Source organism: Mesorhizobium sp. M1E.F.Ca.ET.063.01.1.1 (genome assembly GCF_003998155.1).
Classification (GTDB): Bacteria; Pseudomonadota; Alphaproteobacteria; order Rhizobiales; family Rhizobiaceae; genus Mesorhizobium.
On record NZ_RZSC01000016.1, the window covers coordinates 1 to 24,915 of the forward strand.

At 60.6% G+C, this 24,915-nt stretch carries 22 protein-coding genes and 2 pseudogenes; 13 read left to right on the forward strand and 11 right to left on the reverse strand.

The features are described from left to right. Positions 1-436: cation:dicarboxylase symporter family transporter (locus tag EOA29_RS03235; protein WP_245468387.1), on the reverse strand; the 436-nt coding region annotated here is incomplete at its 3' end. A 707-nt stretch (positions 437-1,143) separates the two neighbouring features. Here EOA29_RS03235 and EOA29_RS03240 point away from each other — a divergent pair. After that, positions 1,144-1,533 carry a hypothetical protein gene (locus EOA29_RS03240; protein ID WP_024505560.1) on the forward strand — a complete coding sequence of 130 codons (390 nt, stop codon included), beginning with the start codon at positions 1,144-1,146 and terminating at the stop codon, positions 1,531-1,533. Positions 1,534-1,722: 189 nt separating this feature from the next. Here the strand turns inward: EOA29_RS03240 and EOA29_RS03245 are convergent, their stop codons facing one another. The 3 genes from EOA29_RS03245 to EOA29_RS03250 form a co-directional block, all read right to left on the reverse strand. Beyond that, the gene (locus EOA29_RS03245) at positions 1,723-1,968 is read right to left on the reverse strand and encodes a hypothetical protein (RefSeq protein ID WP_063169243.1); all 246 of its coding nucleotides are present in this window, start codon (positions 1,966-1,968) and stop codon (positions 1,723-1,725) included. Between the two features lie 174 nt (positions 1,969-2,142). Further along, positions 2,143-2,277, reverse strand: a complete 135-nt coding sequence (locus EOA29_RS43740; RefSeq protein WP_256754986.1) for a hypothetical protein — start codon at positions 2,275-2,277, stop codon at positions 2,143-2,145. Beyond that, positions 2,270-2,740, reverse strand: a complete 471-nt coding sequence (locus EOA29_RS03250; RefSeq protein WP_245454734.1) for a hypothetical protein — start codon at positions 2,738-2,740, stop codon at positions 2,270-2,272. The genes EOA29_RS43740 and EOA29_RS03250 overlap by 8 nt, the downstream gene beginning before the upstream one ends. Before the next feature lie 598 nt (positions 2,741-3,338). On the opposite strand from EOA29_RS03250, the gene EOA29_RS42765 reads away from it, so the two are divergent. Beyond that, a complete protein-coding gene (locus EOA29_RS42765) occupies positions 3,339-3,587 on the forward strand; it encodes a DUF6074 family protein (protein ID WP_029354901.1) in 249 nt (82 codons plus the stop codon). A 366-nt stretch (positions 3,588-3,953) separates the two neighbouring features. Here EOA29_RS42765 and EOA29_RS03260 read toward each other — a convergent pair whose 3' ends face one another. From EOA29_RS03260 to panB, 4 genes and pseudogenes are all read right to left on the reverse strand, one after another. Continuing rightward, complete coding sequence (locus EOA29_RS03260) at positions 3,954-4,586, reverse strand: acyl-homoserine-lactone synthase (RefSeq protein ID WP_126057769.1); 633 nt, start codon at positions 4,584-4,586, stop codon at positions 3,954-3,956. Between the two features lie 92 nt (positions 4,587-4,678). Further along, entirely contained in the window at positions 4,679-5,398 is a 720-nt protein-coding gene (locus EOA29_RS03265; protein WP_126057768.1) for a LuxR family transcriptional regulator, read from the reverse strand. Positions 5,399-5,497: 99 nt separating this feature from the next. Next, positions 5,498-6,406, reverse strand: a complete 909-nt coding sequence (gene panC, locus EOA29_RS03270) for a pantoate--beta-alanine ligase (protein ID WP_126057767.1) — start codon at positions 6,404-6,406, stop codon at positions 5,498-5,500. Next, a pseudogene (panB, locus tag EOA29_RS03275) lies at positions 6,403-7,238 on the reverse strand (3-methyl-2-oxobutanoate hydroxymethyltransferase). Before panB ends, panC begins: the two are co-directional and overlap by 4 nt. Before the next feature lie 172 nt (positions 7,239-7,410). On the opposite strand from panB, the gene EOA29_RS03280 reads away from it, so the two are divergent. The 10 genes from EOA29_RS03280 to EOA29_RS03325 all read left to right on the forward strand — a co-directional run bounded on the left by EOA29_RS03280 (position 7,411) and on the right by EOA29_RS03325 (position 18,837). Next, the gene (locus tag EOA29_RS03280; protein WP_126057766.1) at positions 7,411-8,373 is read left to right on the forward strand and encodes a hypothetical protein; all 963 of its coding nucleotides are present in this window, start codon (positions 7,411-7,413) and stop codon (positions 8,371-8,373) included. Between the two features lie 62 nt (positions 8,374-8,435). Then, positions 8,436-9,410, forward strand: a complete 975-nt coding sequence (gene nadA / locus EOA29_RS03285; RefSeq protein WP_126057765.1) for a quinolinate synthase NadA — start codon at positions 8,436-8,438, stop codon at positions 9,408-9,410. Further along, a complete protein-coding gene (locus tag EOA29_RS03290; RefSeq protein WP_029354892.1) occupies positions 9,407-10,948 on the forward strand; it encodes an L-aspartate oxidase in 1,542 nt (513 codons plus the stop codon). Before nadA ends, EOA29_RS03290 begins: the two co-directional genes overlap by 4 nt. 4 nt (positions 10,949-10,952) lie before the next feature. Further along, positions 10,953-11,831 carry a carboxylating nicotinate-nucleotide diphosphorylase gene (gene nadC, locus EOA29_RS03295; RefSeq protein ID WP_091595900.1) on the forward strand — a complete coding sequence of 293 codons (879 nt, stop codon included), beginning with the start codon at positions 10,953-10,955 and terminating at the stop codon, positions 11,829-11,831. 207 nt (positions 11,832-12,038) lie between these two features. Next, entirely contained in the window at positions 12,039-13,007 is a 969-nt protein-coding gene (gene bioB / locus EOA29_RS03300; protein WP_236370746.1) for a biotin synthase BioB, read from the forward strand. Then, complete coding sequence (locus tag EOA29_RS03305) at positions 13,004-14,143, forward strand: 8-amino-7-oxononanoate synthase (RefSeq protein ID WP_091595817.1); 1,140 nt, start codon at positions 13,004-13,006, stop codon at positions 14,141-14,143. The genes bioB and EOA29_RS03305 overlap by 4 nt, the downstream gene beginning before the upstream one ends. After that, on the forward strand, positions 14,140-14,775 hold the full coding sequence (gene bioD, locus EOA29_RS03310) for a dethiobiotin synthase (protein ID WP_029354884.1): 636 nt from the start codon (positions 14,140-14,142) through the stop codon (positions 14,773-14,775). The genes EOA29_RS03305 and bioD overlap by 4 nt, the downstream gene beginning before the upstream one ends. Beyond that, complete coding sequence (locus EOA29_RS03315; protein WP_091595819.1) at positions 14,775-16,040, forward strand: adenosylmethionine--8-amino-7-oxononanoate transaminase; 1,266 nt, start codon at positions 14,775-14,777, stop codon at positions 16,038-16,040. The genes bioD and EOA29_RS03315 overlap by 1 nt, the downstream gene beginning before the upstream one ends. Continuing rightward, on the forward strand, positions 16,037-17,020 hold the full coding sequence (locus tag EOA29_RS03320) for a beta-ketoacyl-ACP synthase III (RefSeq protein ID WP_091595821.1): 984 nt from the start codon (positions 16,037-16,039) through the stop codon (positions 17,018-17,020). Before EOA29_RS03315 ends, EOA29_RS03320 begins: the two co-directional genes overlap by 4 nt. A 173-nt stretch (positions 17,021-17,193) precedes the next feature. Then, positions 17,194-18,837, forward strand: a complete 1,644-nt coding sequence (locus EOA29_RS03325) for an MFS transporter (RefSeq protein ID WP_029354881.1) — start codon at positions 17,194-17,196, stop codon at positions 18,835-18,837. A gap of 230 nt (positions 18,838-19,067) precedes the next feature. Here the strand turns inward: EOA29_RS03325 and hemN are convergent. Then, positions 19,068-20,395 (reverse strand): annotated as a pseudogene (gene hemN, locus EOA29_RS03330) (oxygen-independent coproporphyrinogen III oxidase). A gap of 495 nt (positions 20,396-20,890) precedes the next feature. Then, a complete protein-coding gene (locus EOA29_RS03335) occupies positions 20,891-21,247 on the reverse strand; it encodes a hypothetical protein (protein ID WP_091595902.1) in 357 nt (118 codons plus the stop codon). A gap of 682 nt (positions 21,248-21,929) precedes the next feature. Here EOA29_RS03335 and EOA29_RS03340 point away from each other — a divergent pair. Continuing rightward, complete coding sequence (locus EOA29_RS03340; RefSeq protein ID WP_091595823.1) at positions 21,930-23,069, forward strand: porin; 1,140 nt, start codon at positions 21,930-21,932, stop codon at positions 23,067-23,069. A 489-nt stretch (positions 23,070-23,558) separates the two neighbouring features. On the opposite strand, the gene EOA29_RS03345 is transcribed toward EOA29_RS03340, so the two are convergent. Then, positions 23,559-24,915, reverse strand: a 1,357-nt coding sequence (locus EOA29_RS03345; protein WP_145969617.1) for an acyltransferase family protein, incomplete at its 5' end; no start/stop codon positions are given.

Here is a 24,915-nt window from a genome sequence, read left to right on the forward strand (position 1 = left end):
TCATCAGGAAGCTGGTCACGGACTGCTCGTGAGCCGTGGCCACATAGCCCTTAACGGCTTGGACATCGAGCGAGGCCGGATCGATGTTGAGGCCGGCGCCAGGCTGAACGATATTCGCGACAATCAGCCCGACAACAAAAGCGAGCGTCGAAAAGGTGAGAAAATAGACCATCGCCTTGGCGGCAACTCGGCCGACCTTCTGCAGATCGCTCATGCCGGCAATGCCGGTCGCCATTGTCAGGAAGATGACAGGTACGGTGATTATCTTGACGACATCGACGAAGGCATCGCCGAGCGGCTTCAGGCTGTGGCCGGTCTCCAAATGGAAATAGCCGATTGCGGCACCCAGGATTATGGCGGCAAGTACCTGCACGTAGGTCCGGGCAAAATGGCGCTTGCGGGGCGCTGCGATCGCGCGGGGAACTCTTGGAACCAACACCGTCTCTCTCCTTGACCGGATCGGGGTGGGGCTCCTCCCTCTCCCATGCAGTGCTCCGGTCGAACGCTGCGCCCACTTCGGCGCAAACGATGTGCCAAATAGCAAAGAGGGGAAAACGCGCAGGACCTCACGCAATGCTTGCGATTCGCTCTCCCACACTCGTGCAGTGGTTGCCTGTCGCAACTATGGAAGGGTCGATTCTTGGGAACTCCAAAGGCCGCTCTTTGCGTCGAGCAGCTTGGCTGCCTGGAAGGTTCCCTCTTTGCCTTGCGGTCTGCGAGCTGAGTCCAGATCGTCATCATTTGGCTGCGCGCCGCACGGGGCTCGAAAGATTCAATCGAGGACGGGTCCTCTTGGAAAACGGGGGCAGCGTTGGTCAAGCCCTTCCACCCTGCTGTCCCAATGGTGTTCAGAAGCTCAGTTCACGATCAAGCGATGGATCAGCGTCATCTGGCGTTTGCGCCATCGCGGCGGCGTTGCAACGGGTCTGCCAAAGATGAGAAGGCCGCGAGGCAGGGTCCGAGACCTAGACTCCAACCTCATAGCGCGCTCGGCTCGCGTTCGGAAGGTTCGAACCGCAGCACGATCAGGTGGCGACACCGTTGGTCGGAACCGGAACCCGACGAATGATCGTTCGTGACCGACATCTGTGAACAAGCAGTATGTGTCATTGCAATCACCACCCGTTGCGCGGAAATGCCCATATGGCCGTGAATGAACTGGATTTGGTGATTTTCCAGATGGCGGTGGAAAGCGTCCGCTTGCTCTCTTCAAGCTTTGATGAGAAGGCGGCTGAGATAGCCACGAGGAGCCGTGGTAGCCTTCTTTTTGACGTGCGGGTGGACGGTGACCTGGAGGTCCAGCGAGTCGCAGCCATTGGATATCCAGGCGACAAGATCGGTGTGGTGGCATTGGACCGAGAGGGCCTTGTTAGCTGTTGTTGCCTAGTCAATGGCACCTTCTCACCTTTCATTGCACCGTTGGAGAACTGGACCAGCATGCCCCTTTCGATGCAGGCCCAGATCGATGTCACAGGCTATGCGAGGCTCCTTCTGGCCGCCTTGCGAAATGCTGGACATATGCTGGACAGGTAGCATCGCGATGATGTCTGTGATGAGATGGTGCAAACGGCTGGATGAGGCGATCGCTTGCTGGCAGCTTTGGCAACAAAGCGATCGGTGAGTTCGCAATGCTGGAACACGTCCTTTAGACTCTGCAGTTAAGTTAGCGGACTACCATCTGACGAATGCCCTCTGACAGTCTGCATGGCGCGGCATGCCCTCTTAGGAATGCAGCCGTGGTTCTACACCATCGGCTGTTTTTGTGTCGAAGGCGACGGGCACGCCATGAACGAAGGAAGCGGCCGCCAACAGTTCCTCCAACTCGCGGTCGGTGGCCTTGCATGCCGGCATTAGTGTTCGGATGGCGCGGATCGCCTGCGCCATGGAGAGAAAGCGGACCCTTCCCCTGGAAAGGACATAGGCTTCTGCGGCTTTTTCGACGGTGACGGTGTGAAACGAATTGGTCATGACGAATTCCTCCCTGAACCCTGACCAACCCGACTTATGGCACGAATTCGACCGCCTTCAAGCCTATGTCCGATTGCGGACAATAGCTGCGATTCGTTCAAAACCGCTGATGCTTTTGGGCGACCTGGTGAGGGGCAAGGAGACGTCGGCTGAACCCGTTTCAACCGACATGCTTCAGGCAGCGGCCAGGCCGAAATAACGCTGCTCCTCCTTGTCATAAGCGCCATGTGTGAGCTTTATCAATCCGGCACGGTCGATGATCGTGATCTCGCCGCGCTTGGCGTGCACCAGTCCTCGATACTCAAGCATTTGCAGGGCCGTGGTGACCCCGGGCGGTGGGCGCGAGCATGGTCGCCAGAAATTCATGCGTCGGGAGGATCTTATCTCCTTCCGCACGGTCGTGGACCATCAGCTGCCAGCGGGCCAGCCGTTCTTCGATCTTGGAGTGGCCATTGACCAGTGCCGTCCGGCATGATTGGACGAGGAACGCGTGGGCATAATCCAGCACTGAGGTGCGAAGCGACGGGCTAATCGCAGGGCGAAGGTTTTCAACCGGCAGGCGCCAGGTAGTGCTTTCCTTTCCGAGAATGACGGCAATTCCTTTCATCCCGTCATAGCCGACAATGCCGACTTCACCTTGCCGCCCGCCGGTCATGGTGGCGACCACCGACGCGATGCCCCTCTCGGGAAAATATACGTTCTTGATCGGCTGATGCGCGACCTCCAACTGGTCCTTGATGCCCGGTTCGACGTGATGCAGCGATGGTCGCAAAAGCGCGAAGTCCTGCGGGGTGAGGGCTTCAGCACCTGGTCGCGAAAGAGGGATCGGGCAAGGCTCTCTTCCAACGGGGCAAGAGCGCGTACGTCTTACTGTCGGCTGCACCGAAGTAAATGCCGGCCGATGCCAAAGCATAGGCTTCGAAACGCGCGATTGCAAAGCCCTGTCGGGGCAGTGCAGTCATGCTAGAAGTCGCGCCGCCTACGATAGGCAGCGGATGACATGATTCCCTTCTGCGGCGGCCACCAAGAACGGCTCGGGCACGCTTTAATCATTCATACACAAGCTCGCAGGAATGTAAGCGGCGGAACAGTCGGGTGATTCGTGCCGCCCTGCCCTTTCAGAAATCAAGTCATTGGACGTCAATTCGGGCTGGAACGCCTCGTCGCGGAACGGCACAGGAAACGCAGCCGGATCAGCAATGGTGGTTCACCTTATGTGCGGTCCGGATGTGCGGTCCGGCGGCTCATCGCCCAATGGCTTGTCGAGGGGAAGTGGAACTCGTCATGTCGCCGCGAACCGTCACCGCGCTAAGCGGCGCTTTTGAAGACGCCGGTGTTTTCTTTGTGGAACTGAAACTGTGAGGTGATTGATGCATGACTCAAACATTTGCGTATTTCCGCTGCATCGGCGACGCACATTGGTCGAAAGTATCGCCCAGGCCCTCGAGACCAAGAACGGCGAGGCGGCGAGTGCGTTCTGGCGCTGTGCTGCCAAGAAAATGCTCATTCAATTGTCCGATGTAGGAATTGCGCCAGAGTTCGCTGCGCAGGAGGTTGGAAGGCTTCTTCATGCGGTCTTGGACGATATGGCCAACCGAACGGTAATGCACATAGCATAGGCTTGGGCGCTGTTGGATCGCGCGTCAGCTCGGGTCCTTATCGGGGGACTGCTCCGACTGGCCGACGGTCCGGCCAAACCGGCATACCGGCAAAGGTTTGAGGTTGCGATCGCTCACGGCGGCCGGTCCAATATTCTAAGACGACCTCAGAAGCCACGTTGGCTTCTTTGGACGAAGCGGAGGGGCGCCATTTTGGCGTGCTCACGCTGGACTGCGGGTTGCGCCTACGGAAATCCAAAGTCCGGCCGCGCGAGCCAATCGACCGGAACAGTCGAAAGCTCGTGGGGGCGGGTCCGCTCACCCTCACGGCGGCGGTGGCGGCCGTGAGCAGACTTAACTCAAGTCACGGCTGAGCATCCGCAGGCGCTATGCCGATTGGATGAGAACTGGTTGCCACAACACCGGCCCGTTGAGGCGTCCCCTCCAGCGGATGCGCAAGAGACTGGCGTAGGAAATATCGAGGAAGCCGGCGACTGCCTCGGTGTTGCCGACCTGCTTGGGCTGTCCGATACGTGACAACGGCCAGGTGGCGAGACGAAGGATCCTTTCGATGCGCGTATCTGTCACCGTTACGATCCCGGAGAGATTGTTGGCCAAGCCGAATTCGATGATCCCCGCGAAGAGCTCGTAGGTTGCTTGGGCCAGGCCGCCAGCTGCCTTCGGCGCTGTCGCAGGGAGATCGAGCGCGAAACGACTACTCTCCCAGATATCGGCACTCGCAGGGACCACCATCTCATCCAGCAGCGTCGGAAACGTATCGCGCAACATTGTCGGTCCGGTGGTCGGCAAAAGGCGGACGCAGCCGCAAGTTCGCCAATCGGACCCCTTGAGAAGCAGGTAGACGGGGTTCAGGCTGTCAAACGGGTCCGTTTCCATTTCGCCTTCGGTCTGCACTTCCCAATCGAGCCGCTTCTTGAAAACCCGATACCTAAGTCCGTGCATTTCCTTGAGTTCGCTCGCAAACTCGGCGTAGCAGTCGGGTGTTATCAGCTGCATCATTGTCGTCTCCGTGCGGGATGTGTCCACGCAATCGAAGGGCAAAGCCGTCATGAATGCAGCCTGTAGACCTTTACAGCTAGACTTGGAGAGGATCAGGATCTCGCCCGAGCAGCCATCCGCACTACGGCCTGGTTGATGGTTCGCACGCCAAGCTTCGCCTTGGCGTTTTCCTGATGGAAGGTCACGGTGCGTTTCGAGACACCGAGAATCTGGCTGATATCCCAGGCCGACTTGCCGCACGCCGCCCATTTCAGGCACTCGAACTCCCGCCGGGTGAGCGTTATGCCATCTACCACGCAATCTTCGGCGAGCCTGCGCCGGGCATGGATATGAACGTTGATCGCAACCAGTTGCATTGCTTTTTCGTAGCGCGTCAGCGACCTCAGAAATGGCGGATGCGCCTCGTTGGAGGCGAAGGTCAGTGCGGCGAACCGGCCGCGATGATCATGCATCGACATGGTCAGTCCGCCGCGAATGCCGAACTCAGCTGCTTTTTCCAGGACTTCCTGCTGAGAGGTCGGCAAATAACGGTGATCGCGGTCCACACCCCAGTCGAAGGTATCCCAGCCCCGCAGTCCCCGCAGGATCACGGGATCCACGCTGTGGTAGCGCTGTTGCAGGTAATGTGATGTCCATGATGATGGATAATTCGAGATCAATCGCGGCCTGTCGCCGGAAGCGGATGGGTAGGTGAAATAAGCGAAGAGCGGAAAGTCGAACCCGGCTGCGGCGGACGCCATTGCCTCATGGAGATCGACGGCATCGACGCTTGCAGAGAGTTGCTCGACCAAGGTTTCAAATACGCGATGCATCTGCGCTTTGCCTACCTCGCGGAGGTTGCTGGAAGCCGGGCGGAGACGTGGTTCTAAATGATGGCCTGTCCCTGCAGGGCGTACGACGCGCCGCCGTCATCACCGCAATTGCTGTGCTGCTTCCGATTGGAGAGAGCTCCGCGCACCTGACCAACTACCGATGGGTGATATTGCGACGTTATCGATGAGCCGCGTGTCGCCAAGCCAAGCCGCAGCAAGCAAGCGTGCCGGTCGGTCAAGGCTTGCTAACGATTGCAGGTCTGTTTCTCCGCGAAGCTCCAGGTATTCGAGCTCGCGATAGCCGGCAGCCAGAATTGTTGCACGCGCTTCATCAAGCGTAGGCAGGATGGGAGAGCCGCGTGCAAGCCGCTCGGCCGTATCGAGCAGGACCGATGCTAGTTTTGGGGCAATGGCGCGTTGGGCTGGGGAGAGCCGCACGTTACGCGACGATAGCGCAAGACCATCGGCTTCGCGGACTGTCGGACAGGGCACAATAGTGATCGGAATGTCGAGGTCCCGGACCAAGCGCCTGACAAGCTGAAGTTGCTGAAAATCCTTTTCGCCAAAAAAGGCGAAGTCAGCGCCGGCCTGCAGGAAGAGCTTGGCCACGACCGTCGCCACGCCATTGAAATGGCCGGGCCGGAATGCGCCGCACAGGCATTCGCTGATGCCGGACACTGAAACGACCGTGGCGAAGCCCGCCGGGTACATTTCCTCTGCGTCCGGCACATAGAGCAGATGCGTGCCCAGCGGCGCGAGCTTGGCAGCATCTTCGCTTTCCGTCCGAGGATAGGCAATCAGGTCGGCGGGGCTGTTGAACTGCTTGGGGTTTACGAACAGCGTCACGATCACCCGCTCGGCCCTTTCAAGCGCCTTCCGCACAAGGCTCAGATGCCCGTCGTGCAAGGCTCCCATGGTCGGCACAATACCGATCGTGGCACCCGAGCGACGCCATTGCGCAACGACGCCGCGCAGCTCGCTCACAGTTCGAGCGATCGGCACGCTCATGTGAAGTCTCCGGCCTTCAAGGCGTTGACATAGAGATGTTCGACCGCCGGAAAGTGCCGGTTCCGCACATCGGTGGCGTAAGCGGCGATTGCCGCCTCAGCCTGCTCACCGAGCTCGGCATAGCGTTTGACGAACTTCGGCCGAAATGAGGTGAAGAGCCCGAGCATATCGTCGCTCACCAGAATCTGGCCGTCGCAAGCTGGCGAGGCACCGATGCCGATGGTGGGTATGTCGATATCGGCGGTTATCTGCCGTGCAAGCTGCTCCGGTATCTTTTCGAGCACCAAGGAGAAGGCGCCCGCCTCGGTTACCGCCCTGGCGTCGCGCCTGATCCGCTCTGCATCGGCTCCCCGGCCCTGCACACGATAGCCTCCGAACGTGTTTACCGCCTGCGGCGTCAGCCCCACATGGGCCATGACAGGTACGCCGCGCGCGGTAAGGAAGCGGATGGTTTCCGCGATGGTCTCGCCGCCCTCGAGCTTCACCGCTGAACAACCGGTCTCACCCATCACGCGCGCAGCGTTGCCGAAAGCGTGCTCTGGGCTTTCCTCGTAGGAACCGAAGGGCAGGTCGACGACCATCAGCGCGTGTTCAAGGCCGCGGCGAACGGCCTGTCCGTGCATGATCATCATGTCGAGCGTGACGCCCAGCGTCGACGACAGGCCGTGCCCACCATGCCGACGCTGTCGCCGACAAGAACGATGTCGCAGTGGCGATCGAGTAGCCTCGCGACCGGCGTGGTGTAGGCCGTCAAGCATACAAGTGGCGTTTGGCCTTTTCGCAATCGAATATCTGGAGGGTTAATCCCTTTTATCTCACCAGCCGCGCTCAACCGACGCCCCCTTCCCTTACGTTACCAACAGCGGGTGTCGCGTTTGGCATATTTTTGTGCGACTGCGAAGAGCTAAAAACAGTGCTTGAGTAGTACGGTGTTGACGTGCTGGCTGCCAAGGTTACATTCAATCGATTAAGGCGCTCCGTTGGGCCAACCCACTTTCGCAAACATGGATCCTCAGACAAGAAGAACCAAGAAAGGCAAAGCCGCCGTCAAAGCTGACGAAGCCAAAGTGGACCTGACTGCCGTCGTGGTCGCCGTAAACGACAGTGAGTCCTGTGTCCTCACCGTCGGTCATGCGGACACCCTCCCTTCTGGACCTTTTGCGCTTGAGCATCGATCGCTGCAGTCGGGTTTGAGGGGGTGGGTGGAGCAGCAGACCGGCCATGCACTGGGATACATCGAGCAACTCTACACCTTCGCCGATCGCGATCGCATCGGCACTGAGCGCCACCAGCGCGTCATCTCAATCAGCTATCTCGCATTGACCAGGAAGGAACAGGCAACGAACTCGGCCGCGTGCGGCTGGCAAAGTTGGTACGAATATTTTCCCTGGGAGGACCACCGCTTCGGCACGCCGCCTGTGCTGCTCGATAGATTGCGGCCCCGCCTGATTGAGTGGGCCGGCGGCGCCAGCGAGCCGACCACTCAACGCGAGCGCCGGCAGCGCGCTGCGATAGCCTTCGGCTTCGACGACCGCCATTGGAACGAGGAACTCACGCTCCAACGCTACGAGTTGCTCTATGAAGCTGGTCTGATTGAGGAGGCCGGTGGCGGCAGGGACGCGATTGCGGCCGCGGCTGGCAAACCAATGGTCGCTGACCACCGTCGTATTCTGGCAACCGGGATCGCGCGGCTGCGTTCGAAGATCAAATACCGGCCGGTCGTGTTCGAGCTTATGCGGCCTTCCTTCACGCTGCTGCAACTGCAGCGAACCGTGGAAGCTTTGGCTGGCAGGCTGATCAACAAGCCGAACTTCCGGAGATTGGTCGAGCAGCAGGAACTTGTTGAGGAGACCGGGGAGACCTCCCTCGACACGGGCGGCCGACCGGCGAAGCTTTATCGCTTCCGGCATGCCGTCCTCGACGACAGGGCTATCGCCGGGACAAAATTACCGCTGGCGCGGGCTTGACATACTTATAGTCAAGGTAGATATATTCCCTTATTGTCAAACCGAATATAATCGAGGCGCCAATGACTGGGGCGTTACCTATGGCTGCGTCCCTGTATGAGCGTGTCCGGCGGGTGATCCCACCCGTTGAATGGCTCGCGTTCGCCGGCGATATTGAAGCCATCTTAGCGCTGAAGCGTGAGCGCAATGCGGTGGTGCTGGCGCACAATTACCAGACGCCCGAAATTTTTCATTGCGTGGCAGACATCGTCGGCGACAGCCTGGCGTTGGCCCACAAGGCGGTGACGGTCGACGCCGACATCATCGTGGTTGCCGGCGTTCATTTCATGGCCGAGACGGCAAAACTGCTCAATCCGAACAAGACCGTGCTCATCCCGGATCTCAGCGCCGGCTGCTCGCTGGCCGAATCGATCACGGCAGACGACGTGCGGCTAATGCGGCTGCGGTATCCGGGGGTCCCCGTTGTTACTTACGTCAACACTTCGGCCGCCGTAAAAGCGGAGTCCGACATCTGCTGCACGTCCGGCAACGCCAAGGCGGTGGTGGAATCGCTTGGCGTGGCGCGTGTGCTGATGCTGCCGGACGAATATCTGGCGAGGAACGTGGCAGCCGATACAGACGTCGAGATCATCGCCTGGAAAGGCCATTGCGAGGTGCATGAGCGCTTCACCGCAGCAGACATTCGGGAACTGCGCGATGCCCATCCAGGCGTCATCGTGCTGGCCCATCCAGAATGCCCACCAGACGTTGTCGCGGAGGCGGAGTTCTCCGGCTCGACCGCAGCGATGTCGGATTATGTCGAGCGGGAGAAACCGACGCGTGTCGTCCTTCTGACCGAATGTTCGATGAGCGACAACGTCGCGGTCGCGCATCCCGACGTCGAGTTCGTTCGCCCATGCAACCTGTGCCCGCACATGAAGCGCATCAACCTGGCCAACATTCGCGCCGCGCTCGAGCAGAACCGGCATGAGGTCCGGATTGATCCCGAAATTGCCGGCCCCGCCCGCCGCGCGGTCGAGCGCATGCTTTCCCTATGAGCCTGGAGGTTCGCGACATCGCCGGGGCGCCGGTCGTCATCGGTGGCGGCATTGCCGGCCTGATGACGGCGCTTCATCTGGCGCCGGAACCGGTCGTGCTTTTGACCAACGCGCCGCTTGGAACCGGAGCCTGCAGTGAGCTTGCCCAGGGCGGTCTTGCGGCAAGTCTCGGCGGCGACGACGGCCCGGATTTTCACCTTTGCGACACGATAGCTGCCGGCGACGGACTCTGCGACGAGGCCACGGTGCGGCGAGTGGTCCGAGCTGCACCCGAAGCGATTAGGACGATCCAAAGGTTCGGCGTCGCCTTCGACCAGCACCCTGACCGCGCGTTGCGACTTGGGCTCGAGGCGGCACACTCGCGACGGCGGATTGTGCATGCAGCCGGCGACGCCACCGGTCGCGAGTTGGTGCGCGTGCTCATCGCCGCGGTTCGGCGTACAGCCTCGATCACCACTATCGAAAATGTGGAGGTCCGCCGGCTGGTCGTGCAGGACGGGTCGGTCATCGCCGTGGTCGCCGCAGGACGAGCCGGCGCGCTCGCTCTGCCCACGCGTCGCGCGGTGCTGGCGACCGGCGGCGTCGGCGGGCTGTTTTGCGACACGACAAACCCCGCTGGCTCATGGGGTCACGGGCTGGCGCTCGCCGCATGGGCGGGGGCGGAACTCGCCGACTTGGAATTCATACAGTTCCATCCAACTGCGCTCGACGGTCCGCGCCGGCCGATGCCGCTGGTGAGCGAAGCCGTGCGTGGCGAAGGCGCGGTGCTCATCGATGAGCGAGGAGAGCGCTTCCTCGCTGACACACCTGGCGGTGAACTTGCGCCTCGCGACGTCGTAGCGCGCGCCATTTGGCACCAGCTTGCCGTTGGACGCCGCGTATTCCTGGATGCACGGCAAAGTCTCGGCCCGAGATTTGGCAAGCGTTTTCCAGGCATCGCCGAATTGTGCCGGAGCGCAGGGGTCGACCCCGCGACCGACCCGATCCCGGTGCGCCCGGCGGCACATTATCACATGGGCGGCGTCGCCGTAGACAGCGCCGGCCGCAGCTCCATCGAGGGATTGTGGGCCTGCGGTGAGGTCGCCTGTACCGGCCTGCACGGCGCCAACCGCCTGGCCAGCAACTCGCTCACCGAAGCGGCGGTCACCGCGAGCTGGGTTGCCGAAAGCGTTGCCGGCACGTCGTATACCCGGCGACCGCGCAGATGCTCCACATTCGTCCCTCCACGACCAGACGCTTCCGCGGTCCGCCCAATTGTCTCCGCCGCCCTGGGTATCATCCGCGACGGCGAGGCAATGCGCGAAGCGGTGGCGACCCTGCTGCCGATCGCAGCTGACAATGTCGCTGCCTCTGGTCCGGCTTTGGTCTCACTGATGATCGCCGTGGCGGCCCTGGGGCGGGAAGAGAGTCGAGGCGCGCACTGTCGGTCCGATTTCCCGCTCCACGATGCCGACGCGCGCCCATCACGGCTGACACTGCACAGCGCAATGCGGGCCGCGGCCGCACTCGATTGCCGGGCTACCATACGGAGCACCTGATGTGATTTCATTCTCCCCCCTCCCCGCGACCCTGATCGAACCGATTGTGCGCGGTGCGCTCCTCGAAGACCTGGGCAGATGCGGCGACCTGACCAGCGATGCGGTTATCCCGCATGATTGCACTGCCACGTTGGTGCTCAGATCGAGGCAGGCGGGCGTCGTTGCCGGGCTCGATCTGGTCTCGTACGCCTTCCTGCTCGTGGAACCGGCGATCAACATCCAGATCTGGCGCCCTGATGGCAGCGATGTCGGGGCCGGGGAAACCATTGCAAGATTGTCCGGACCCGCGCGAGGCCTGCTCACGGCCGAACGCACTGCCCTCAATTTCTTATGCCGGCTGAGCGGCATTGCCACTGCCACAGCGGCGATGGTTGAGGCCGTGCGCGGTCACAAGGCGAGGATCGTATCGACGCGAAAGACGACGCCCGGCCTGCGGGTATTGGAAAAATACGCCGTGCGCGTCGGCGGCGGTGCCAATCACCGCTTCGGCCTCGATGACGGCGTGCTCATAAAGGACAATCACATCGCGATCGCCGGCGATATCCGCACAGCAATAGAGCGGGCGCGCGCCGCCGCAGGGCATATGGTGAAGGTCGAGGTTGAGGTCGACACGCTGAAGCAGCTCGATGCAGCGCTCGCGATTGGTGTTGACGCGGTGCTGCTCGACAATATGTCGGTCGAGGATCTTGCCCGCGCGGTTTCTATAGTGGGTGGCCGTACGATCACCGAGGCTTCCGGTCGGGTGACGCCGAAAACGGCGGCGGCGATTGCGGCGACCGGTGTCGATCTCATCTCCATGGGATGGCTGACGCACAGCGCCCCGATCCTCGACATCGGCCTGGACATGCCGGACCACCAGAACATCTGCAAGCATTTGAACTGAGGATTACGGCATGAGGAGCAACATCAGCTCGGCAGGCGTAGGAAGGCGGTGGAAAGACGTGCCGCAGCTCGCCTTTTAGCGAGTGCGCTCCAAAGCCAAGTCGGACCGAGCTTGCCGGTCGACAGACTCCTGAAGGCGTACCGGACTAGCAACAAAGGTTTGACGATGACGGTTGGAATGAACTCGGAGTTCGACGTGAACCAGACCATGCAATCGGTCGATGGAACGCCTCCGCGATGGAACCGCAAAGAGGCTGAGGCCATCTACGGCATGCCATTCAACGATCTGCTGTTCCTAGCTCAGACGATCCACCGCCAGAACTTCGATCGAAACCGAGTGCAGCTGTCGCGGCTCCTTAGCATCAAGACCGGCGGCTGCCCCGAAGATTGCGGCTATTGCAGCCAGTCTGCGCATTACGAAACCGGGGTGAAGGCGTCGAAGCTGATGAACGTCAAGCATGTCATCGACGAAGCGGCCAAGGCGCGTGATGGCGGCGCAACGCGCTATTGCATGGGCGCAGCGTGGCGAAGTCCCAAGGAGCGCGACATGGACGTTGTGGTCGCCATGATCGAGGGCGTCAAGGCGCTCGGCATGGAGACCTGCATGACGCTCGGCATGCTCGATCTTGAGCAAGCTGCTCGCCTGAAGCAGGCCGGTCTCGACTACTATAACCACAACATCGATACCTCTGAGCGCTACTATGGCGAGGTTATTTCAACCAGGACTTTTGCCGACCGGCTGGAAACGCTTGGGCACGTGCGCGCGGTTGGGATGAAAGTCTGCTGCGGCGGCATCGTCGGGATGGGGGAAGAAAAGACCGATCGCATCGACATGCTGGTCACGCTCGCGAACCTGCCCGAGCCGCCGGAAAGCGTGCCGATCAACATGCTTATTCCCATCGAAGGCACGCCGCTTGCCGCGGCCGACGCCATCGATCCGATCGATTTCGTCCGCATCGTTGCGCTCGCGCGGGTGATGATGCCGAAATCCTGTGTAAGGCTGTCCGCCGGCAGGACGGCGATGAGCGACGAAACGCAGGCGTTGTGCTTCTTTGCCGGCGCTAACTCGATCTTTGTCGGCGACACGCTGCTGACGGCGGACAATCCCGGCGAGGACAAGGATAGCCTTCTGTTCCAGCGTCTCGGCATCGAGCCGATGGAACTCGCCACGCAATGAACGAGGCAATTCTTGCCCGCTATGACGCATCCTTGCGCGGACTGGCGCGCAAGGACCGGTTGCGGACGCTCGCACCGCGCGCCGGTCTCGACTTCTCGTCGAACGACTATCTCGGACTTGCCGCCTCCAAAAGACTTGGCGAAGCGGTTGCGGCGGCGATTGCGCGGGGCACGCCGGTTGGCGCCACCGGGTCGCGGCTGTTGCGCGGCAACGCACCGGAACATGAGCAACTGGAGGCGGACGCCGCGGCATTCTTCGGCGCCGACCGTGCGCTGTTCTTTGGCAGCGGCTACATCGCCAACTTCGCCCTGTTGACCGCGCTGCCGCAGAAAGGCGACCTGCTGGTCCTCGACGAACTCGCCCATGCCAGCATGCATGAGGGCGCGCAGGCCGGGCGCGCCGAGTTCAAGCTGGCCGCGCACAACGACGTCGACGCTGTCGAGGACGCAATCACCCGCTGGCGCGCCGAAGGCGGCACGGGGCGCGTGTGGATCGCCGTCGAAAGCCTTTACAGCATGGATGGCGACCGCGCGCCGATGGAGAGCCTGGTCGCGATGGCCGATCGGCACCAGGCATTCATCGTCGTCGATGAAGCGCATGCCACCGGCATCTGGGGACCGGACGGCCGGGGACTGGCCGCCGCGTGCCAAGGCCGCGACAACATCGTCACGCTCCACTCATGCGGCAAGGCGCTCGGCGCATCCGGTGCACTCGTCACCGGGCCGAGGACACTGTGCGATTATCTCGTCAACCGGTGCCGGCCGTTCATCTACGCCACCGCGCCCTCGCCGCTGATGGCGGTCGCGGCGCGCGAAGCGCTGACTATTCTGTCCGACGAGCCCATGCGCCGCGCTCAGCTGCAGGAACGCGTTGCCTGCGCCGGCCGCCAATTGGCCGAGCGCTGCGGCGTCGTACCCAGCGGCTCGCAGATCCAGCCATTTGTCATCGGCGACGTTGGGCGCACCATGGCGGTGGCGGCGGCCCTGCAGGCACGCGGCTTCGACATACGCGGCATACGTCCGCCGACGGTGCCCGAGGGCACATCGCGCCTGCGCATTTCGCTGACGCTCAACGTCGACGAGACCGACATTTCCGCCATGGTCGAGGCTCTCGTTGAGGTGTTGGCCACAGCATGACCAAACGCATCGTCGTCACCGGAACAGACACCGGAATTGGCAAGACAGTATTTTCGGCCGGACTTGCCGGGCTGCTCGACGGCTTCTACTGGAAGCCGGTGCAATCGGGCCTCGACGAGGAGACTGACAGCGAGGTCGTCGCCCGGCTTTCCGGCTTGCCCGACGGACGCGTGCTGCCCGAAGTCTATCGACTGACGATGCCGCTGTCGCCGCATCGATCAGCCGAAATCGACGGCGTCGCGATCGAGGCCGACGATCTTTCATTTCCGGTCCTGCCGACACCGCTCGTCATCGAAGGCGCCGGCGGGCTGATGGTGCCGCTCAATCGACAGACAAGGTTCATTGACATATTCGAACAATGGCGGCTGCCGGTCATACTGTGCGCCCGCACCGCGCTCGGCACCATCAATCATACGCTGTTGTCGATCGAGGCCCTGAGAGCCCGCTCCATCCCGCTCATCGGCATTGCCTTCATGGGCGAAGAGGTGGCCGATACGCAAAGGACAATCGTGGAATTCGGCGGCGTGCCGCAGCTCGGCAGGCTGCCGCACCTCGGTCCGCTGACGGGTGAAACGTTGAGAGATGCAATGATTTCCGGCTTCGACCTGGCCATGATTGCCGGAGGCGACTGATGGCGCAGTCTCGAGTCTGGCATCCGTTCACGCAGCACGCGCTAGAGCCCTCGATCCCTGAAATCGTGCTGACTGAAGGCGCCTATCTCCACAAGGCCGACGGCTCCCGCATCCTGGATGCGATTTCTTCCTGGTGGGTCGTCACTCATGGCCACCGCCACCCCCGCATCATGAAGGCCATCGAGACGACCGCGTCGAACCTCGACCAGATCATCTTCGCGGGCTTTACCCACGAGCCGGCCGAGCGCCTGGCCGAGGCGCTTGTCGGCCTCGCACCCGCCGGCCTTGACCGGGTGTTCTATTCCGACAGTGGCTCGACCTCAATCGAAGTCGCGCTGAAGATGGCGCTCGGCTATTTCCGCAACATCGGCGCGCCGCGTTCGCGCATCGTCGTCATGGAGCACAGCTATCATGGTGACACGATCGGGGCGATGAGCGTCGGCGCCCGTGGCGTGTTCAACGCCGCCTACGAGCCCTTGCTGTTCGAGGTCGACACCATCCCCTTCCCGGCCGCCGGGCGCGAGCAGGAAACGCTGGATCGGTTCGAGGCACTCTCCCGCGACCGGCGCGCCGCCGCGCTGATCGTCGAGCCGCTCGTGCTCGGCGCCGGCGGCATGCTCATGTATCCGGCCTGGGTTCTGACCGAATTGAAGAGGATCACTGAGGCCGCCGGCACGCTGCTGATCGCCGATGAAGTGATGACCGGCTGGGGGCGCACCGGAACCATGTTCGCCTGCGAACAGGCGTCCGTCTCGCCGGACATCCTGTGCACCTCGAAAGGTCTGACCGGTGGTACCATCCCGCTGGCCGCCACGATCGCCACCGATGCCATCTTCCAGGCTCACTATTCCGAGGATCGCAAGAAGACGTTTTTCCATTCGAGCTCCTACACCGCCAATCCGATTGCATGCGCGGCGGCACTTGCCAATGTCGAGATCTGGCACGACGAGCCGGTGGCCGATCGGATCGCGGCCTTGAGCGAGCGACAGGCCGCCGGGCTTCGACGCTTTCGCGACAACCCTCGCTTCACCGATTGCCGGACAACCGGCACCATCGCGGCACTCGACCTACGCACCGGCTCAGCCGGTTATCTGGCCGAGATCGGGCCAAAACTGCGCGCTTTTTTTCTTGAGCGCGGCCTGCTCGTGCGCCCGCTCGGCAATGTCCTGTACCTTCTGCCGCCCTATTGCATTACCGGCAACGAGTTGGATGGGCTCTATGACGCCATCGAGGAGGCCGGCGAACGCTTCGGCTCAAAGCCATGAGCCGATCATCGCGCATTCTCGGGCTTGGCCATCATGCGCCCGCGCGCAAGGTGGAGAATCCGGAAATCGAAGATCGTCTCGGGCTTGAACCCGGCTGGATCGAGCGGCGCACCGGGATACGGTCGCGCTTCTGGGCAGCGGACGAAGACACGCTGTCGGCCCTTGCCGCGCACGCCGGCGACATGGCGCTGACCAATGCCGGTATCGACCGCGGCGACATCGGCCTGCTGTTGCTCGCTACCTCCACACCCGATCATCTTCTGCCGCCAAGCGCGCCCCTGGTCGCACATCGGCTGGGACTAGGTCGCGCCGGCGCGATCGACCTGACCGGCGCTTGCGCCGGCTTCATCTATGCGCTGATGTTCGCCGACGGGTTCACTCGCCTGCATGGCAAAGCGAGCCTTGTCATTGCCGCCAACATCCTCAGCCGCCGCATCAATCCGGCCGAGCGCGCCAGCGCCGTGCTGTTTGCCGATGCCGCCGGCGCGGTGGTGATCGGTCCGTGCGATGACCCGGATCGAGGCATTCTCGGCGCTTCGGTGGATTCGGACGGCTCGCGTTACGGGCTGATCCAGATTCCTGCCGGTGGAAGCAACAATCCGTTCCATGGCGGCCTCGACCTCGAGCAGACCCGGATGACGATCACCGATGGCCGCGAAGTGTTCGCCAAGGCCGTGGAGATGATGACCGCCTGCTCGAGAGATGCGCTCACTGCTGCCCGACTGAGGCCGCAAGACCTCGATCGTTTCGTGCCGCATCAGGCCAATGCTCGCATTTTCGACGCGGTCGGCAGGAACCTCGGCATCACAGATCACTCGATGGTCAAGACGATCGCCGAATATGGCAACTCTTCCGCCGCGACGATCCCGCTCTCGTTGTCGCTCGCCCATCGGGCGCAGCCGTTTCGGCCTGGCGAGAAAGTCCTCTTGGCGGCAGCGGGTGCGGGTCTCAGCGGCGGCGCGCTTGTCGTGGGAATTTAGCAAAGCAACGCTTGCGCATAGGACTGCTCATGAATGAGACTATGAGAATGGCTCAATACGCAAATAGTCGCCGGCAAGCTCCATAGAGCTGGGTTCCGTGCGGTGCTCCGCGATGTCTAAGTATCGACCCACTTGCTCAAATCGCAGCGCTCATCGAAGGCCAGCAAAACCTCATGCAGAGCGAAAATCCTCAACCGCCCGTTTCAAAGACGCTCGCCCCATTTCGAAACAAGGTGTTTCGCTCAATTTGGACGGCCACCCAGATTTCCAGCCTCGGTTGGCTAGTGCAAACGGTCGCCATCAGTTGGCTTATGGCAACGATTTCAGCGTCCGACCTTATGGTGGCTCTCGTCCAGGCCGCATCCACACTGCCGGTGTTCTTCCTCTCAGTTTTCGCCGGAGCCATTGCCGACAACTTCAGCCGCCGGTGGGTGATGTTTGCGGGACACTGCCTGATAGCATCGGCGTCGATGACGCTGATGATTTCTGTGGGTCTGGGATTTGTCAGTCCTTGGCTGATTCTCGGGTTAGGTTTCCTGGCCGGCTGCGGCTTTGCCTTGAATGATCCGGCCTGGCACGCTTCGGTCGGCGATATCCTTCACAAACGCGACATTCCGGCCGCAGTGACGCTTATGTCCGTCGGATACAACATTGTGCGCAGCGTTGGTCCGGCCTTAGGGGGCGTGATCCTGGCCGTCTTTGGGCCGCTGGCCGCTTTCGCCTTGGCTGCGGTGAGTGATCTGGCGCCTATAAGCGCGATATGGCGCACCAAATGGGAGGTCCGCTCTTCGCCTCTCCCTCGTGAGAGAATGACGACGGCAATTCATGACGGAGTGCGCTTTACGGCGATGTCTTTGGAGATCAGGGCAGCGACCGCCCGAGCAGCTCTTTTCGGATTGGCAAGCATCTCCATTCTGGCGTTGCTCCCTCTCGTCGTCCGGGATCAGTTGAAGAGTGGGCCAATTGTCTACGGTATCTTATTGGCCGGCTTCGGCATGGGTGCTTTCATCGCGGGCATGGGCAACGGCTTCTTGAGGAAGGTCACGTCTCAAAACAGGCTGGTGGCCTTCGCCTCTGTGGCTTGTGCAGTCTGTTGCCTCTCCCTTGCCCTGACATCGTCGGTTCCTGTGGCGGCCATTTCGCTGGCGCTCGGCGGAGCGGGTTGGCTTATCACCTGGACGGGCATTGACGTGTCGGTGCAGTTGGCAAGCCCAAGGTGGGTTGTAGGCCGCACGCTCTCCATTTACTACGCCTTGAGCGCAGGCGGTATGGCTGCTGGCAGCTGGATCTGGGGTTCTGTCGCGCAAAACTATTCCTTGACCTCAGCATTGGAGGGCGCCGCGGGCGCTCTGTTGCTGGTTGCAGCAGCGGGGATCGTGTTGCCGGTCCGTCCCTGGGAAGAAACGGATCAAGAAAGTTCAGTTTTTCATCCGCCGGACGTGGCTCTCGATCTGAAACCCAGAAGTGGCCCTATCGTGGCCAAGGTCGAGTATTTGATATCGGAGGAAAATATCGAGGCCTTTCTGGGCTACATGCGCACGCGGCGACACGTCCAGAGCCGTGCCGGTGCACGAAACTGGACGCTCCAGCGAAATCTGCAAACACCGTCACTTTGGACGGAGACATTCCGCACCCCCACCTGGATGGACTTTCTCCGCCTAAATCATCGACTCACCGCAGCAGATAAGGAAGTCGGCCAGCATCTCCTGTCACTGCATGAAGGAGAGGTGCCTCCGCAGACAGTGCTTTCGATTGAACGAACGACCGAGGCAATTCGTACCCGTACCTCGACAATCTTTTCTCGTCCTCCAAGATGACGCCATCAAGCTGCTATCCAGGGACAGGGTGGATCACCGGTGCTTTGCAGAGCACAGCCTCACGCCGAGAGCAGCGTGCTCCGAGTTGTGCGATCGAGCGCACCCAGGCGAGATGATGATGAACGCGGCGTCAAGTGGAGTCCCCTGCATGCGCTTGCGGAGTCTTCTGCGAGAGCCCATGCCGACGAGCGCCAAACAAGGTCTGATGCCTTCGGAGTCGTGGCCTCAACTCATCGATTCGCGAGAAAAGCATCGAATGCAGCAGCAACGGCGCGAACAACAAAGCGGTGCTCCGGCCGCACGCGGATGAAGCCGTTTTCGACGTCCACGATCCCCTCCTCAGCCAGCGTCACCAAACGCTCAACTGAATCGAGAAAACGAGCTGGTTCGATTTCGTGGGCGGCACAGATGGTCGGCACGTCGGCCTCCAAATCGCACATCAGTCGCTCGATGATTGCTGCGCGCACCCGGTCATCGTCGGTCAGCCGGTGGCCCTTTGATGTCGCCAGACGTCCACTTGCGATGTGCCGGGCGTAAGAATCCCGTGTTACTTCGTTCTGAACGTACCCCTCGCCGACTCGGCCAATAGCCGACGCGCCGAAGCCGATCACGGTTTTGCAAGTATCGGCCGAGTATCCCAGCGAATTACGCCGCAGGCGCCCGGTCTTCTGCGCTAGCGCGAGTTCGTCGTCCGGCAGAGCGAAATGATCGAGCCCGATCTCCCGGTAGCCGGCGCCAACCAGTGTCTCGGCGACAGCTGCAGCCTGTTCGGCGCGAACATCGCCGTCCGGTAGACCTGCCTGCTCGATTAGGCGCTGATTCTTTATCACGGAAGGAATATGCGCGTAGCCGAACACCGCAAACCGGTTGGGGCGCATGGCGACCGCAGCCATCGCGGTCTGGATGCAGGACTGCACAGTCTGTTTCGGGAGACCGAAGATGAGATCGAAGTTGATATGGCCAACGCCATGCCGGCGGAGATTTTCGACGGCAGCGGCCGTCTGCACCTTACTCTGGATCCGATTGATCGCCTTTTGCACATCGGGATCAAAGCTCTGCACGCCGATGCTCGCGCGGTTGACACCGGTAGCTGCCAAGGGTTCGGCCATTTCCGGTGTGAACGTTCGGGGATCGATCTCCACGGCGATCGCAGCAGTTTTGCTGAAAGCGAAGTGGCGGCGTAGAAATTCCATCAGCGCCAAGTGCTCGGCTGGCCCGATAAGGTGAGGCGTTCCGCCGCCGAAATGCACATCGCTCACCGGCAGCCCTTGCCGAACTTGCTCCGACACCAAACTGATCTCCTGACGCAGCACGCCAAATAATTAAGGATCGGGCCGTTGCGACGGGTGACGGCGGTAGGGAAGCCGCAATACCAGCACATGGATCGGCAAAACGGAATGTGGAAATAGAGCGACACCGATTCGTCGGCCGGGAGGCCCCCCAGCCATTCCTCATAATCGTCAGCACCAACCGCCGCAGAGAAGTCTGGCACAGTCGGATAGATGGTATACCAAGGCGGCCGGGGGTCCCGGTACTTTGTCAGGATTGAGGTGTGCAAGGAGCTGTCGTCCCACGTCGCTGATCCATCATTGTTTCGTTGCGCGCTCGTCCTGTCTCTGACCTAAGTCAGTGCGTCCCGCTTTCTCCGCGTTTTCAAGGCGGAGGCGGCGATGTCGCAGTCTCGCTTGGACAGGACGGTATCAACCGAGCGCGCGTGCCATGGTCCGCCTGAGGTGATGGTGCGGTGCCGCATTCAACGTTTGAGTACGTGACGCCGATGCAGTGTGCTTGAGGCGTCTGCGGAAGAACTTTGCAATGCGAAATTCATGTCCGACGCCAAACGTCGCAACGCACCTGTCAAGCCTCGGTCAGACGCCATCCAGGTCCAGCCAGCGGCCTTCCCTGCCGGCCGAAAAACCATACCGGCTTTAGCCACCGAGACGCTCTAAAGCTGACGTCCGCTCATTTGATGAAAGGAAGGCGCCGCTAGGGGGTGCACAAGGCTCCCCAGCTTGACGTCGCTTCGAGCGATGAGCGGCGGTGTGGCTTGTCGTCAAGCGCCGGGCAGCGTGCCCCCTACCGATATCCCGAAAAGATCGACCAAGATCGCCATCCCGACGCCACACGCGGTCTGGATGAGGCCGACCATGAAAATGCGATTGGCGCGTTCGTAGATGGGGCGGCGCAAGGAACTCATGTCGAGCAGCATGGACAGCGCTCTCATCTGCAGTGCGATGCCGAGCAGGATCGGCACTACGGCGAACAGATCGTAGAGTTGCCATGGCAAGGGGTTCGCCGCCCAATGAGTGAGGAAGCCGAGCGAAAAGGCAAGCAGGATACCCACGGCAGTGATTGTGCCGTTGCGGAAAATGGTCTCGATCAGTTCTTCCTTCGGATCGTGCTCGTCCAAGCGGCTTCCTTTCGTTGCTCTTTCCGTCGAGACTAAGTTCTCGAGAATGCTGTTCATCGCCAATTACTCGAGGCGAGCCCTAGGCAACCGTTTCAGGGTGCGATCCCTTCTCGCTATCGGCCGCGCAATGTACCTGCACGGCGAACTTACAGCGGCGAAAAGGTGCTTCGGCCACCATGCGACACATCGGACGTGGACGCCCTCTGTTCCTGGCGCAGCCCTTGCGGACCGCACGCGCGCAGTAATCCTTCTCGGTAGCGCATGAAGCGGCCTCCGTTGCGGTCAGACGGGAAGCCGTCGCTGTTAAACGAGACTGTCACATATCGAACATGGCGAACCGTGTCGCACATTGCTTTTCGCAGTGACCCTCAAAAAAAGTGATTCCAGCGAGACGAAGGCGCGTCGGCCCAATTTTGGTGTCGGCCGCATCTACGCTTCAGGTTGGCATGTCGCTTGCTGCTCTATTCCGAGGCTGCAGCGGTCTGACCGGAGTGTTTCACATATAAACGATAATGAATCTCCTAGCAGAAAACACTATTCTAAGTACATGTGGCTTTTACGCTGGATAACCTCCCATGTCAAGCGCTTTTACGTCCACAAATTGGAGACAACACGCACAAAATTTAGAGTAAAGCTTGCTCTTACGCCTCTATCCTTTTTATTCCTTCATGGAGATCTAGACATGTACATCAAGATTCGTCTTCTCGGCTTAACTGCTCTGATCGCCGCCTCCGTCGTTCGAGCAGCTGGCGCCGAGCGGGAACCGGCCGAGTACATCAAGATCTGCGACGTCCTCGGCTCGGGGTATTTCTATATTCCCAACACCGAGACCTGCCTGCGCATCGGCGGCTATGTCCGTTATGATATCGGCCTGGGTGATGTCCGATCGTATGACAGCGCAAGAACCTCGGATGTGAGAACTGGCGAGGACCAAGGCACTTGGCGAAACAACACACGCTTCACGTTCAAAACTTGGAGCGGCCAGCAGACCGAGCTCGGCGCGTTGACGACCTATACCGAAACCCACGTGAATTTTGGCAATAGCGCTAACTCGCGTGACAGTCCTCAGAACTATGGTTTCAACAGCGGCCTCGCACTGGCTTCTGCCTGGGTCGAGCTGGGGGGCCTGCGAGTTGGCAAGGACGGGTCGGCCTTCGATACGTTTGTAAGCTACGCTGGCAACGTTCTCGATAGTATGCTCGTTCGGTCGGCCGGCTTCGACACCAACGTGGCTCAGTACTACTTCGACGCCGGCAACGGCATTTCGACCGTGATTTCGCTCGAACAAGGATCGGGCTCAGCCGGTACTATCGACAGCTATATTCCGCACGTTGTCGCCGGCTTGAAATACACGCAAGGCTGGGGCTCGATCACCGGCGTCGCGGCTTATGACAGCAACTACGAAGCTTTGGCCGGCAAGATCCGTGTCGACGTCGCTGTCACAAACCAGCTGTCGCTGTTTGGACTGTTCGGCTACGGTTCCAATGGCAGTCTCAACGAGGACTCAAACGGCGCAATCGCCAATCATGTGCGCGGCTCGTACAAAATCTGGAACGGCCAGTGGGCTTTCTGGGCGGGCGCCACCTACGAGTTTGACGAGAAAACTTCGTTCAACTTTCAGGTCTCGAGTGATCAGCTCAAGAATTCTGGTTTGGCTGCAAACGTCGTCTATATGGTCGTTCCTGGCTTCACGGTCACAGCCGAGGTCGATTACGACCGCTACGGCAACTTTGGCGTCGGCCCTGCCGACCCTACCACCGTCAAGGGCACGAGCAAGCCGAACAGCGTCGGCGGCATTCTCCGCTTCCAACGCTCATTTTGAAATCTCTCCAGCCGCGAGCATCTCTGGCAAAGGCACTTGCCTCGACAACGCACGCATAGAGAGCTTCTTTCGCCATCCTTGAAGTCTGCATCGACCGTCCACGGCCCATCGTACCAACTTGAGACTGAAAGGGGTGAGCCCTGTGTAATACAGCCTAGCCCTTGACCTGCCCAATGAACCGGCCAGGGGTGGTCAGTTCAAATTCGGGGCCGTTTAGAGGGCAGTGTGAGGCCGTGTCAGGTAAGTGCCACTGCTATGTCGGGACCGCGACACGCCTGTCGCTGTGGATGGCTGGAATTGCCCTTCGCGGCGCCATTCATTCTCTCAACATTTACGTGATAATGCACGCTTAGTCCGATCCGCGTGGCAGCACCCATCCTAGGTCGCTATCGGGTGGCCTTAAACCTGAACAGCTCCATCGTCGCGGCTGCTGCCGAAGCAGGAGCAATCACAGGGACCCGCACTGGTGCTTGTCAGCCGTCTGACCCGCTACTTCGTCTTAGGAAGAGCATTGTCTTTGCCAAAAGCCGGCCAGTATTTCGAGATTGCCAGTGTGGCGCCGGCTGAAGAGAAATGACCATAGTCGAAATACATAAACTCTCCTCTGTCGGAATAGGGGCAGCGTCCTGCGCTGCACAGGAATTTCAGCGGATCGATGAATGTGGCGCCTTTGGTAAATGAGCGCACACGTTCGTTGATGCCGGGGTCCATCGCCATCGGCCAGGACGTATCGTCCAGATTTTGGCGCTTGGCGAAGAACGCAATTTTCCGGACGTCAGTTGGGAACTGCGGAGACTGGCCGATGACAAACACGCGCACGCCCAGGGCACGAAGCGTATCGATTGTTTGCTGAAGACCGTCGAAGCCTCTGACCTCATAGTCACTCCATTTACCGCTGAGGATAACCGTCTTGATGTCCGCTTCCAAGATGATGTCCAAGGCCTTGCGATTGAACCGGACACAATCAAGACGAGCGTAAGAGTAGTAAGAGAGTATCGGCGGGCAGCCGGCGTACGTATATTCCACGATGTTCGCCTGCAACCGATTTATGTTAGCACCCAGGCCGGAAACATAGTGCGCGGCGAAGGAGTCGCCCCACAAAAAAACCGTTGTTGGAAAACCGCGAGTGCGCGTGCAATCCTCCATATTCCAGCTTTCGATCCGGCTGGTGCCCTCGTTGAAACAGATGCCATTCCTCCAGTCCCCGACGGAAATGCGCCGCTGGACATAGTCCGGAAACCGTTGCGGAAAGCCGTTGCCGAGCGCCCCCGCCGCTCCGCCGGCACAAAGAACAACGATCGCGAGCGCTGAAAAGGCAAAGATAGGCCCCGGGGCGGTGAAGGCCCTCTTCTGTCGAAACGGCTGCTCTACAAACTTCCAGGAGAATGCAGCCAATGCGAGGCTTGCTACCAACATCGCACCGGTCATCAAAGGATCGAGTTTTTGGAACGAAAGATAATGCGCGAACGCATTGAGCGGCCAGTGAACAAGATACAAAGAATACGAGATGAGCCCAATCCAGACCAGCGGCCGGACTTCGAGCATGCGGCTGGCGACCGTCGAGGGGGAATTTTGGCCAACATAGATCAGAAGGGCCGTTCCGATGCATGGATACAAGGCGTTGTAGCCTGGGAACGGGTCGCTCTCCGAAAGCGCGAAGAACCCGATGGCGAGAAGGCCAAATCCGGCCAACCCCACCGACTCCATCAGGAATCTGTTGCCCAACGGCGGGGGGGGTTTGAGCATGAGCAGGGGGCCCCAAATGAGGTTCCCGATTCGGGTCGGCCGCAGATAGAAACCCGCGGGGGGGGCCCGCGATGTTGCCATCACCGCCCTTACGAAGCTG